This is a genomic window from Cupriavidus sp. Met-2 (genome assembly GCF_049843575.1).
GTDB classification, from domain to species: domain Bacteria; phylum Pseudomonadota; class Gammaproteobacteria; order Burkholderiales; family Burkholderiaceae; genus Cupriavidus; species Cupriavidus metallidurans.
In genome coordinates, this window is record NZ_JBBHZL010000011.1 from 114415 (window position 1) to 126579 (window position 12165).

9 protein-coding genes are annotated in these 12165 nt (G+C 65.6%); 4 read left to right on the forward strand and 5 right to left on the reverse strand.

From position 1 onward, the window contains the following. Positions 1–135: 135 nt before the first annotated feature. Positions 136–1194, reverse strand: a complete 1059-nt coding sequence (locus WD006_RS21990) for a 3-keto-5-aminohexanoate cleavage protein (protein ID WP_008646114.1) — start codon at positions 1192–1194, stop codon at positions 136–138. A gap of 461 nt (positions 1195–1655) precedes the next feature. On the opposite strand from WD006_RS21990, the gene WD006_RS21995 reads away from it, so the two are divergent. Next, positions 1656–2609 carry a tripartite tricarboxylate transporter substrate binding protein gene (locus WD006_RS21995; RefSeq protein WP_051723303.1) on the forward strand — a complete coding sequence of 318 codons (954 nt, stop codon included), beginning with the start codon at positions 1656–1658 and terminating at the stop codon, positions 2607–2609. Between the two features lie 60 nt (positions 2610–2669). On the opposite strand, the gene WD006_RS22000 is transcribed toward WD006_RS21995, so the two are convergent. Together WD006_RS22000 and WD006_RS22005 are read right to left on the reverse strand one after the other, a co-directional pair. Continuing rightward, the gene (locus WD006_RS22000; RefSeq protein WP_029308958.1) at positions 2670–3761 is read right to left on the reverse strand and encodes an AraC family transcriptional regulator; all 1092 of its coding nucleotides are present in this window, start codon (positions 3759–3761) and stop codon (positions 2670–2672) included. A gap of 117 nt (positions 3762–3878) precedes the next feature. Continuing rightward, a complete protein-coding gene (locus WD006_RS22005) occupies positions 3879–4850 on the reverse strand; it encodes a quinone oxidoreductase family protein (RefSeq protein WP_017515032.1) in 972 nt (323 codons plus the stop codon). Positions 4851–5186: 336 nt separating this feature from the next. Here WD006_RS22005 and WD006_RS22010 point away from each other — a divergent pair, with 336 nt between their 5' ends. The 3 genes from WD006_RS22010 to WD006_RS22020 all read left to right on the forward strand — a co-directional run bounded on the left by WD006_RS22010 (position 5187) and on the right by WD006_RS22020 (position 9604). After that, the gene (locus tag WD006_RS22010) at positions 5187–5837 is read left to right on the forward strand and encodes a response regulator transcription factor (RefSeq protein WP_029308959.1); all 651 of its coding nucleotides are present in this window, start codon (positions 5187–5189) and stop codon (positions 5835–5837) included. After that, positions 5834–8791: an ATP-binding protein gene (locus WD006_RS22015; RefSeq protein ID WP_029308960.1), complete on the forward strand. Its 2958-nt coding sequence runs from the start codon at positions 5834–5836 to the stop codon at positions 8789–8791. The genes WD006_RS22010 and WD006_RS22015 overlap by 4 nt, the downstream gene beginning before the upstream one ends. Before the next feature lie 315 nt (positions 8792–9106). Then, positions 9107–9604: a YMGG-like glycine zipper-containing protein gene (locus WD006_RS22020; RefSeq protein ID WP_011519063.1), complete on the forward strand. Its 498-nt coding sequence runs from the start codon at positions 9107–9109 to the stop codon at positions 9602–9604. 58 nt (positions 9605–9662) lie between these two features. Here WD006_RS22020 and WD006_RS22025 read toward each other — a convergent pair whose 3' ends face one another. Both WD006_RS22025 and WD006_RS22030 read right to left on the reverse strand, forming a co-directional pair. Next, positions 9663–11897, reverse strand: coding sequence for a phosphocholine-specific phospholipase C (locus WD006_RS22025; RefSeq protein WP_029308961.1), 2235 nt, complete (start codon positions 11895–11897; stop codon positions 9663–9665). A gap of 35 nt (positions 11898–11932) precedes the next feature. Next, positions 11933–12133, reverse strand: coding sequence for a hypothetical protein (locus WD006_RS22030; protein WP_029308962.1), 201 nt, complete (start codon positions 12131–12133; stop codon positions 11933–11935). Positions 12134–12165 lie beyond the last annotated feature (32 nt).

Below are 12165 nucleotides of genomic sequence, written 5' to 3' on the forward strand. Positions count from 1 at the left end.
CGGGGGCGGAGAAGCGGCAAGTGTTATCTGATGATTCGGGGAACCGGACAAGACGGGATTGCCCTGATCCGGCTCCAGCCCCTGTGCCGGGGCTTCACTCGGTCGATGCGGGAAACAGTGACCGGCTCAGGCCGCTCAGGCCGTTTTGCGCAGGAAGCCCTGGTTTCCGCCGTTGCGGTTGGGGGCAAAACCGTTGGCCTGCAGCGATTCCTCGACGGTATCGTAGAACTCGCCAATGCGGCTGATCTGGCGCGCCTGCTTGGCCGTGGCGATCTCGCGGCCAAATTCGCGCGAGATCCGCACGAGTTGCTCGATCTGCTTTACGGTGCTCATTTTCTCGGTGCGCGACTGGTTCCACAGGCAGTCCTCGGTGCCGCAGCGCACGTGCAGGCCCATGGAAATGCCCATCATGTTGACCGGCAGCACGTTGCGCACGTTGCTCTCCACCGTCACCACCGCGCCATCCGGCACGGCACGGATGAAATTGGCCAGGCTGTAGACGCTCGGCGTGTCCATGCCACCGGCGATAGCCACCCAGTTCATGACCAGCGGCCCCTTGTAGAAGCCCCGGCGCATCAATCGCTCCACGGACTCGAAGCTGTTGAGGTTGTAGCACTGGAAGGCGCTCTGGATGCCCTTGGCGGTCAGGCGGCGCACGTGTTCTTCGACCCAGCCCGGCTGCGCGGGCACCGTCATCTCCTTGTAGGCGTTGAAGATGGCGGCCCGTTCGCGCGACGTGCCCTTGAAATCGGCGTCTTCGGCCTGGTCGGTGACGTTCATCTGCGACGTGTTCACCGTCACCGTAACCTGATCCGGCGTGGGTTCGAGATCGGCCAGCATGTGGCGCGTGTCGTCTGAGAGCCATTTTGCGGCCTGACCTTCGTCCTCAGGCGCAAACGAGATCGATCCGCCGACCTGGATGATCATTTCCGGCACCGCCTTGCGCACGCCGGCAATCAGCTCGTTGAACTTGGACAGGCGCTTGCTGCCCTTGCCGTCCAGTTCGCGCACGTGCAGATGCAGCACCGTGGCGCCCGCGTTGTAGCAATCCACCGCCTTCTGAATCTGCGCTTCCATGCTGACCGGGATCTCCTCGGGGAAGTCCTCGGGCAGCCAGCCCGGCGCGTAGGGCGCGGCGGTGATGATCAGGGGCGGCTGGTTCTCGGGGAAGAGGTGACCGTCGAGGAAGTTCATGGTGTGTCTCCAGAGTGTTCGTTTTGGTGGGGATGATTGCCGCGGTGGCTTTGCAAGCCTGCCCTTTGAGTATCTGGAGCATTCCCGGCCGCCGCTTGCTTATCTGGGACAGGCATTTGCTTTTGTGGGACATGCGCGGGACATACCCAGGCCTGGCATGGCGACCGGTTCCGGCACGGTCGCCCCGACGTGCCAGTGGCGCGATCGGCATGACTCTGTCGCGCATTGCCAAGCACCCGGGGGAGTGACGCCACAGAATCCGTCCCAAGGCTGGCACGGGCTGCCCCGTGGCATCGAAGAATGCGATCCCGCCAACAACTCCACCCGACGCTTTCATCCATCCGGAGCGAGACATGCGCAACCCAGGCCCCCACCTGCCTGCACCGAATCGTGCAGGCACGACTCACGCCACCACCACGCCACCTGCAATCCGCCGCCGGCTAGTCATCGCGAGCCTCGCGATGGTGCTGGCGCCGATGCTGTCTGCCCAGACGGCCCACGCGGCCCAGGCGGGCGAATGGCCTACCAAGCCCGTGCGCATCCTGGTAGGCGCGCCGCCCGGAGGCACGGCAGACATCCTGGCGCGCCTGTTCGCGCAGGAGCTGCAGAAGCCGCTCGGCCAGCCTGTCATCGTCGACTACAAGTCGGGCGCGGCCGGCACCATCGCCGTCCAGGGCATGCTGTCTTCGCCACGCGACGGCTACACGTTCCTGCTGATCCAGAAAGGTATTGCTGCCGAGGTTCCGCAGGCCATCAAGGTGTCCTACGACCCGTTCAAGGACATCGTGCCGATAGCGCAGTTGTCGCGGCAGGGCCTGATCCTGGTCGGCAACCCGAGCCTGCCCGCGAAAAATCTCGGCGAACTGGTCACGTACATCAAGGCCAACCCGGGCAAGGTCGACTACGCGAACTTCGGTATCGGCCTGCGCGGCCAGACCATCGGCGTGCAGTTCAATCGCCTGGCCGGGCTGCAGACGGGTACCGTGAGCTACAAGGGATCGCCGCCAGCGCTGCAGGACGTAATGGGCGGCCACGTGCCACTGATGTTCGATGCCCCGGCCACGTCTCTGCCGTTCATCCGGGCCGGCAAGCTGCGGGCCTTCGCGATCGCCTACCCACACCGGATCAGCACGTTGCCCGAGGTGCCCACGTTCGCCGAACTGGGCTATCCCGACCTGCAGGAAGTCGGCTGGATGGGCCTCTGGTCCGCGCCGGGCGTGCCGGCGGCCGTGACGACAAAGCTCCGCGACGCCACGCTCAAGGCGCTGCAATCGCCCACGCTGCGCAAGAAGATCGAGGAGCTCGGCATGGAACCCGGCTCGCAGGCGTCGATGGAGGAGCTTGCCAGCGACGTGCGCGAATCGTATGAACGGCAGGGCAAGCTGCTGCATTCGATTCACTTCGTGCCGGAGTAAGACGGACGGCGCGAAGGGGCAGGGCGGCCCTTCCGCGCGCTGGGCTACGTCAGGCGCGCATCAGACGCGCGAAGGCGCCCGTCGGCCGGTTGCGGCAGCGGACTGCCCGGATCTCGCGGATTTCCCGGGCTGCGCCGATTGGACCCTGCGCCAGTCGGTGGCACTGCACCCGAATACGGTCTGGAACCAGTGGCTGAAGCTGCTCTGTGCCGAGAATCCTAGCAGGCCCGCCACTTCCCCCATCGGCATATCGCTTTCCAGCAGGTGGCGCATGACCAGTTCGGACCGCACCTCGTGGAGCAGGGTCGAAAACGTCAGGCCTTCGGCGCTCAGGTAGCGGTGCAAGGTGCGGCGATCGACACCCAGATGACGTGCCACCTGATCGGCGGTACAGCGCCCGCCGGGAAGCAGCGCCTGGACCAGTTCGCGGCAGGAGTCTCGGATGCCGATCTCGCGGTGCCGCAGCGCCGCCTCCAGGTAATCGCGCGCGAAGCGTGCCACGCCGGGGTCATCGGGCATCCGTGACATGCTCAGGTCGGCCGCCGCGCAGACCATGCCATTGAACGGCTGGTTGAACATCGGGTTGCGCCCGAAGAACGCACGGTATGGGGACAAATCGGCCGGCGGGCGGTGCATGAAGCAGACTTGCTGCGGGCGCCACCGGGGGCCAATCAGCTCGCGCAACATGCGGAAGGTCACGCCCATCGCCAGTTCCAGCGCCTGGCGAGACGACAGCCCAGGGGTGGGCAGCAGATCCTCGCGGATGATCACCGCGTCGCCAACGTCCTCCACGCGCGTGATCAGCGCGGCGCTAAGCAACTTCAGATAGCGGCAGAGCGTGTCCAGCGCCTCACGCGGCGTGGCGGCTTCCTTGAGCACCAGGCTGATTGGCCCGAGGTTGGAGAACGTGCGCCGCGCCGCCAGGCGCAATGCAAAGTCTTCCACGCCGGTGACCTGCGCGGTGACTTCGAGCAGTTCGCGCACGGCGGGGCTGGGGATCAATGTCTCGGGATTCTCGAGCAGCCGGGCCGACAGCCCCACGCCCCGCAGGAACGCGCGCGGATCGTACCCGAGCGACTTCACCAGTTCGATGTAGCCGTTCAGGCTGGCGCTGCGGACGAGTCTGAATTGCTGGATGGAGGGGGCTGTCATTGTTTGCATCCTGACCAGACAGGAAGGCTCGGGCATCCTGCCGCCCGAGCCTCAATTTGAGCACACCTGAAGGCCGTGTTGGGTGGCGTGGCAAACGCCGGACGCCACCCCGTACGGCTACGGCACCAGCACCGTGGCGCCGCTGGTCTGGCGCGATTCCAGCGCCTGGTGGGCCAGCGCGGCCTCTGCCAGAGCGAACGTCTGGCGGGGCTCGTTGTGGATCTTGCCCGCCATGACCATGTCGAACACCTCCGCCGCCATCGCCAGCATGTGGGAGCGCGGCGTGGCGTAGTGGATCATGGCCGGGCGCGTGACCCAGAGCGAACCCTTGCGGGCGATCACCCGGCTGTCGATCTCGACCGGGCCCGAGGTCGTGCCATTGCTCACCAGCGTGCCGCGCACCTGCAAGCTGTCGAGCGACGCCTCGAGCGTGGATTTGCCGATGGAATCGAACACCACCGGCACACCCTTGCCATCGGTGAGCGCCTTGACGCGCTCGGCGATGTTCTCCCGCGAGGTGACGATGGTATGTGTGCAGCCATTGGCCTTGGCGATCTCGGCCTTTTCGTCGGAGCTGACGGTGCCGATCATCGTCACGCCAAGCGCGCGCGCCCACTGGCAGGCAATCAGACCCACGCCGCCGGCTGCGGCGTGATAGAGGATCGTCTCGCCACCCTTGAGGGGATAGACCTGGCGGAACAGGTACTGCGCGGTCATGCCTTTCATCATCAGCGTGGCGGCCGTGCGGTCGGCAATGCCATCCGGCAGCGGAATCAGCACGTCGGCAGGCATCACGCGCACGTCCGAGTAAGCGCCCTGCGGCCCGAGCAGGTATCCGACGCGGTCACCAACGCGAATATCGGTCACGCCGGGACCCACCGCCTCGACTACGCCCACAGCGTCGGAGCCCAGTCCGTTCGGCAGCTCCAGCGGGTAGTGGCCGGTGCGGAAGTAGATGTCGATGAAGTTCACGGCGATATAGGTGTGCCGCACCCGCGCCTGACCGGGACCCGGGTCTCCGACTTCGACGTTCTCGAACTTCAGGACTTCGGGACCACCGGTCTCGTAGAAACGAACAGCCTTTGCCATCTTGATGTCTCCTGTGAATCGCCCACCGCGCGGCCCATTGGTTGCCCATTAGCGGCACATTGCCGGTGCCATCGAGCCGGCGGTTTGAACGCGATTGTCCTGCCCTGGCGGGTCCACTGCCTGACAATGCGCGACAGAATCGTGCAAAACGCGCCAGCGCCAGGTGTGGGACGAATGGTCAAGCGACTGCCCCCATCCATCAAATGGGCGCACCCGCCACTTGGTAAAATCGGGAGCCCCATGTGGGCGAGGTGCCGAACCGGACCGCGCTCCCGCATGTTGTAGACGCAGAAACCCTCCCGGATCTTGTCCGGGGTGCGGAAAAACCCAACGTACATGCCACCAGACACCATCTCCGTCGTGATCGCGGATGATCACCCGGCGATTCAGCTAGCCGTCAAATCCACCCTTACCGAGATTCCGACCGTCCAGATTGCCGCGATGTGCGCGTCCGGCGGAGAGCTTTTCGCGGCTGTGGAAGCACATCGGCCCGATCTCATTGTTACGGATTTCACAATGGGCCGTTCCGAAGGCAACGATGATGGCCTTCGCCTGATCCAGCGGCTGCGCCAGTCCGGCCCCGACACGCCGATCGTCGTCTTCACCATGCTGACCAACGGCGGCCTGCTCACGCGCATACAGGAATCAGGCGTCGCGGGCATCGTGGGCAAGGACGAGGAGCCGGCCATCCTGAGGCAGGTTTGCATGGATGCGGTTGCCGGAAATGGCCTGCGCCTGTCGCCAGGTATCTCGGCGAGGATGGCAAGTGCCGGCGCAATGGCCGGCGGCGGTATCAGCCCGCTCTCGCCCAAGGAAATCGAAGTGGTGCGGATGTTCGCCGCTGGCAGCCCACTGACCGAAATTGCCGGATACCTCCATCGCACGCTGGCCACGGTGGCAACGCAGAAGCGTTCGGCCATGCGCAAGCTGAACATCACCAGTAACGCCGACCTCGTCACGTACGCGCGCGACAACGGCCTGACATGACACCGGACACCGTCGAGCCGAACCCGAACCTGAATCCGGACGCGGACCCGACCCGGCCTGCGCCGCCAGACCTCCGCGCCGTCGAACGCAATCTCCAGCGGGAACGCCGCGTATTCTCGATGGTGGTGCTGCTTCTGGGGCTGCTGGTCGTTGCCATCGCCTCGACGGCCGTGCTCGTGCGATTCAATGGCTCGCTGCGTGCCCAGGAGCAGATGACTCGCCTGTACGAGCAGGGCGTGGTTGATGCGGTGCTGGAGCGCCGGAGCACGCTGGCCGCGAGCAACCTGATTCTGGAACTGCGTGCCAACGGCACGCTTCCCGTTGCAACGGGAGGGCGAACCGGTCTCTGCGCGAAGGTGGATGCGTCCGTGCCATCCGACGACGTGCTGCAGCAAAGCTGCGACCAGTCGGTCCGCGCATTGCTCGCCGCCAGCCAGCGGCCCTCGATCGAGATGATCTCGATCGGCAGCGGCGCCACGTATCGCTATGAAGCCCCAGATGCATCGGGCGCGGCATCGCAGACGGTGTTGCCACCGATGTCTCCGGGGGCCATCACGCAAACGGTCCTCACCAGCTTTCATGATCGCGATATCGACGTCCTGCAGGCGGCCCGGGAAAAGCGTGTCGAATGGTTCGGGGTACCCGGTAGTACGCCGGGCGCCGATCCGGAGATGGTTGGCGCATCGCTGGTGGCGAAGGGTAGCCAGCTTTACGCGATCGCGCTCACCCGCATCCCGCTGCACGTGCTGCTGCGCGATGCCGGGCCCAACCTTCCGATCCCGGAACCGATCGTGTTCGACGGCGTCGGTGCGCCACTGGTGCCGGCCACCGCGCGGACCAACGCGCAACGGCTCGACGCCCGGCTGGAGTCGAAGGCGGACGGCATGTTCCACTGGGTCCCCGGCTACGGCTGGGCGCTGCGCCGGCCGCCGCTCGTATCCGACGTCGGCCACCTGATCTTCGCGCTCCCGATCGGGCATCAGCTTCAGGGCATGGCCGACGAACTGATGGTGATTGGCGCGATCGCCGGCGCGCTGCTCGCCTTGCTGTTTGCGATGTACCGCTACTGGAACTATCGCTTCCTGACCGGCACCTATGCCGAAGCAGCGCGTGCCCAGCGGCTGCTGCACCAAGCCCGCCTTGCCAGCGACGCTGCCGCCAGCGCCCGGGTGGCATTCTTCGCATCGATGAGCCACGAGATACGGACACCGCTTGCCTCGCTGCTGGGCAACATGGAACTCGTTGCCAGAGGCCCACTGCCGCCGGATCAACGGACACGGGTCGGCGCCATGCAGGTATCGGCCGAAGGGTTGCTGCAGATCGTCAACGACGTGCTCGATTTTTCCCGAATCGACGTGGGCGAACTAAGCATCGAGCCGCAACCGATAGTCGTGACCGATCTGCTCTCGCGTATCGCCGTCGCCCATGCGCCGCTGGCCGCAGGGCGCGGCTTGCGCTTCATCACGGTGTACGGCCGGGACATCCCCGCACGGCTCGACCTTGATCCCGTGCGGCTGACCCAGATCGTCAACAACCTGCTTGGCAATGCGTTCAAGTTCACGCAGGCCGGCAAGGTAGTTCTGCGCGCGCGCTGGGCAGATGGGGCATTGGAAATTATCGTCGCGGATACCGGCATCGGCATTCCGGACGAGTACAAGGACCGCCTGTTCCAGCCGTTCTCACAGGTGGCTGACAATCGGCTCGCCCAGGCCCGTGGAACCGGGCTCGGACTGTCCATCTGCTCGCGGCTTGCGGAACGGATGGGCGGGCGTATCTCGCTCGACAGCATTCTGGGCGTGGGCACGCGTGTGACGGTTTGCGTGCCGCCACGCATCGCCGACGCAGCGCCAATGGCACGACCGGGCCTGCCGCCGAGCCGCACGCTGGTGCTGTCGCGCGAACCCGAATGCCTGGAGGGAATGCTCAACCAGATCGACTGGGGCACCTGCCAGCCATCGGCCAGGATGGATCTGGACCGCCCGGTCGACGCGGAGAGCTATGACTGTCTGCTGGTCGCCGACGGCTTCGATCCGGATCGGGTGCTGGCCTGGTGGCCAAGGCCGGCTTCGATCGTCTGGCTGAAGCAGTTGGGCCCGGTGGTGGCCACGGTGCGACCCGATGGCGGGCGCGAGGTGTCCGCCTACAGTCTTGTCGGTATCCATGCGGCTGCGTGCGCGGTCATCACTGGCCTCCACCCGGTCACGTCTGACGATGACGGGGGTACGGGTCAATTGCTGTCGCCACTGGCTGGCCGTCTGTTGCTGATTGCCGAGGACAATCTGCTGAACCGCGATCTGCTGCGGGACCAGCTTCTCGCGCTCGGCGCCAGGGTAGTTGCCACCGGCGACGGCACCGAAGCCATGGCGGCGCTCGCGGAGCATCGGGTGGATGCCGTGCTGACCGATATCGACATGCCCGGCATGAGCGGCTTCGATCTATTGCGCGAGCTACGGCAGGCCAGCATCGACATTCCGGTCTATGCCGTCAGCGCAAGCGCGCGGCCAGAGGACGTTGCCGCCGGGCAAGCCAAGGGCTTCACGGGCTATCTGACCAAGCCTGTCTCGCTTGCCATGCTCGCCTCGGTTCTTGCACGCGCCGAATGGCCCCGCGATGGCCAGGGCAACGACGCGCCCAATGACGAGGGGCTCCCGGAACTGCCCCGGATTCCCGGGCCCCATGTCGAGGCGTTCCTCGCGCAGACCCAGGCTGATCTCGATGACCTTGACGAAATCCTCGCGACGCAGGACCTGGCAGCGCTAACGCGTCTGCTGCATCGGATCTCGGGAGGGCTGGCGGTGCTCGGTCGTTCGCGACTGGCCGAACTGTGCGAAGACCTGCGCGGCTACGTTGCCGATGCGCCTGGCTGGAACGAAGAAATCGCGCTCCAGTCCGAGTACCTCGCCACGCAACTCAGACTGATCCGGCAAAGGCACCAGCGCTTGCCCATGGGTTGACCACATCGGTTGAACACATCGGCTGCCCCCATCGGCTGATCACTTTCTAATTTCTATGATTGTGACCCCGTCGCCGCGACGCCACTATTAAGGGGACGGGTGACGGCCTCCTCTTGCTGCCACCCGTTTTGGGTACTTCCCCAAGCAAGACCTCGCAGTTTGCCCGCCCCCCGGCGGGCATTTTTTCTTTCAGCCTGGAACGGGCGTGGTGGATTGCCGCAGGATGGCGCGACTTTCGGATTTGAGGCGCGCAGCGTCAAGACTCCCTCGACGCCCCCCCGAAGGCCCGAACCCGGCACCTGATCAGGAGAGTTCATGAGCAATCGTCCAGACTTCGCGCTGGCCGCGTGTACGGCAATCGTTCTGATATCAGGCGCGCTACCCGGCCTGGCGCGCGCGCAGATGATCCCGCAGAAACCTATCGCCTATCCGGCGAGAGGGCAATCGTCCTATCAGCAGAGCAACGACGATGGCGCGTGCTATAGCTGGGCAAGACAGCAGACAGGCATTGATCCGCTCCAGATCGCAAGCTCGCCGGTGCCGGTCATCGTGCCCGGTGGCGAGCGCGTGCGCGGCGCGGCCGGTGGCGCTGCTGCGGGTGCGGTCGTGGGTGCGATCGCCGGTGACGCGGGGAAGGGCGCCGCGGCGGGTGCGGCGGCAGGGACAATCGCCGGTGGCGTGGCGCATCGCCAGCAGCGCCGTCAGGCCGTAGCCACCAGTGCGCAGATTCAGGCGAACAATGGCTGGGCCGTGACGTCGTACTGGCAAGCGTGGCGCGCCTGCATGACGGGCCGCGGGTACTCGGTGCAGTAACTGGCGCGGCGGCGTGCGTTGGCAAGCGGCGGCTTACGGACCACCGCTTGTCGACGCGTTACGCCTCGCTCATGGCCGGATCGCTGATGGCGTGCTTGCCAGTCTCCACACGGCCAGAGAAGCGGCGATAGAACGACGCATCACTGCTGCACGTCACGGCGAAGTCATACCACTGCCCGCTGGCCTGCAGCTCCCAGTGCTGGGTGGTGCTGGCGCCGGCGGCCACATTCGCGGTCCACGGACCGTCCTGGCGGTAGGCCACTGGCGTCACGGTGAACACGCACGGCTGGCCGCCCTTGTTCATCAGGTCCACGTAGACATTGCCATTGGCTACGTCGTAGCACACGCGGACTTCCGGCGCGGCCTGCGTGCCGGTCAGGCGGTTCAGGTCGCCCTTGAAATGCCGATGGAAGCCGTTCGGGCCCAGCACCCATAGGTCGTACTTGCCGAAGTTGTCACGTGCGGCGTCCCAGGTGTCCGACAAGGTCTTGCCCGCCTCGATGGTATAGCGGCGCGGGATGCGATCAAGCTTGAAGCCGTCGTACACGTGGAAGACGGCAGCCTGCGTGCCCGAGTTCGCGAATACCAGTTCCACCTGACCGGAAGCACGGCAACGCGCGCTGGTATGCAGTTCGTACGGCAAGGCCCGCGACGGACGCGCACCGGCGGCCTGCAGCGGCAACTGCATGTCGCGTGGCACCGGCACCTGCTGCAACTTCTGCTGGTCCGCGCGCAGCTTGTCGGCAAGTTCTCGCGTGGTGCGGCCGCCCAGCGTCGGCATGGGCTCGTTGTTGGGCGTCTTGAAGTTGAACGCGCTGGTCAGGTCGCCGCAGACCGCGCGGCGGAACGGGCTGATGTTCGGCTCGCGCACGCCGAATCGGGCCTCAAGGAAGCGCAGCACCGACGTATGATCGAACACCTGCGAATTGACCCACCCGCCGCGGCTCCACGGCGAGATCACATAAAGCGGCACCCGCGGACCGGGGCCGAAGACGCGGCCATCCGGCGCGGGCTGGCCCGTGCTGCCGGCCGGCGCGCCTTGCGTGAAGTACTCGGCGGTCAGGTCCGCATCCGCCAGCGTGGTCTTGCCCGCATAGGTGCCATCCGGGTTCTTCGACGGTGCCGACGGGGAGGGCACATGGTCGAAGTAGCCGTCGTTCTCATCGAAGTTGATCAGCAGTACGGTCTTGCTCCAGACATCCGGATTCGCGGTCAGGGCGTCCAGTACCTCCTGCAGGAACCACGCGCCTTGCACCGGGCTGGACGGCGACGGATGCTCGCAGTAGATCGACGGTGCGTTGATCCACGACACCTGCGGCAGCTTGTTGTCGAGAACCGCCTTCCTGAAAGCGTCCAGGTACTGGTCCGGCTTGTCGCCGGGCAGCGTGTTCGCCACGCCCTTGTACAGCGGATTGGCGGCATTGTCGGTGGCGGCGTCGTACGCGTGATACGGCACGGCCTGGCCGGTATTGGTGTAGGGCTTGCCCGGCGAGCCGCCGCTGGAGACCGGGAAGCCCGATGCCAGGTTCGCGCGCCGGAACGTCTGGAACGCGCCAAGCATGTTGTCGCCCCATTCGTCGGGCATGTTCTGGTAGCTGATCCAGCTCACGCCGGCTTCTTCCAGCCGCTCGGCATAGGTCTTCCACGTATAGCCGAGGTTTGCGTCGGCCGGCACGCCATTGATCGCATCCCACTCATTGTTGACGAAAGCCACGTTCTGCGGCGTCGCGCCGTTGGTCCCCGAGATATGGAACGAGCGGTTCGCGTCGGTGCCGGTGTGCATCGAGCAGTGATACGCGTCGCAGATCGTGAAGGCATTGGCCAGCGCGAACTGGTACGGGATCTCCTGCTCCTTGAAGTAGCCCATCGACGTGTCGGTTTTGGCAACCGGCCAGCGGGACATGCGACCGTTGTCCCAGGCCTGCTGGCTGTCCGCCCATGCGTGCGGCGTGCCGGACGTGCGTTGGGCGTTGTTGGCCGTGCCATCAAGGTGGTAGGGCGTGATGACGGTGCCGTTAGCGCGCTCCTGCTGCCAGACCTTGCGGCCATTGGGCATCGGAATCGTGATCCGGTCACCGAAGCCACGCACACCATTGAGCGTGCCGAAGTAATGGTCGAACGAGCGGTTTTCCTGCATCAGGATCACCACGTGCTGAACGTCGTTGATCGTTCCTGTGACGTTGCTGGCGGGAATCGCCAGCGCACGGCGGATGCTCGGCGGAAATGCAGCGAGGGCGGCGGCGGAAAAGGCGGCACCGGCGCTGGCCTGCAAGAACTTGCGGCGCGAATTCATGATGTCATCGAGTGAGGGTTGAGCCGTGCGCGCATTCAGGGCGCGCAGCGCATGTCCGGCTTGGCCGGCTCGGTGGGGCTGGCAGTGCCGTCGGGCGTGGAGGGCTGCTGAGGGGGCGAGACAGGCTGCTGAGGCGAGCTGGCTGGCGGGCTGTCATCGTTGCCGCCGCAAGCGACAGTGCCGATGGCCACCAGGCTGGCGACCAGCAGCGCCCGGATCAAACGCATACGTTGCATGGGGTCCTTGGCATGAGGAATGTCTGGGGTGC

Excerpts from the sequence above, each read along its gene's own strand:
- WD006_RS22010 (WP_029308959.1), top strand. The coding sequence starts at position 5,187 with ATGCCACCAGACACCATCTCCGTCGTGATCGCGGATGATCACCCGGCG.
- WD006_RS22005 (WP_017515032.1), bottom strand. The coding sequence starts at position 4,850 with ATGGCAAAGGCTGTTCGTTTCTACGAGACCGGTGGTCCCGAAGTCCTG.
- WD006_RS21995 (WP_051723303.1), top strand. The coding sequence starts at position 1,656 with ATGGTGCTGGCGCCGATGCTGTCTGCCCAGACGGCCCACGCGGCCCAG.
- WD006_RS22030 (WP_029308962.1), bottom strand. The coding sequence starts at position 12,133 with ATGCAACGTATGCGTTTGATCCGGGCGCTGCTGGTCGCCAGCCTGGTG.
- WD006_RS21990 (WP_008646114.1), bottom strand. The coding sequence starts at position 1,194 with ATGAACTTCCTCGACGGTCACCTCTTCCCCGAGAACCAGCCGCCCCTG.
- WD006_RS22020 (WP_011519063.1), top strand. The coding sequence starts at position 9,107 with ATGAGCAATCGTCCAGACTTCGCGCTGGCCGCGTGTACGGCAATCGTT.
- WD006_RS22015 (WP_029308960.1), top strand. The coding sequence starts at position 5,834 with ATGACACCGGACACCGTCGAGCCGAACCCGAACCTGAATCCGGACGCG.
- WD006_RS22025 (WP_029308961.1), bottom strand. The coding sequence starts at position 11,897 with ATGAATTCGCGCCGCAAGTTCTTGCAGGCCAGCGCCGGTGCCGCCTTT.
- WD006_RS22000 (WP_029308958.1), bottom strand. The coding sequence starts at position 3,761 with ATGACAGCCCCCTCCATCCAGCAATTCAGACTCGTCCGCAGCGCCAGC.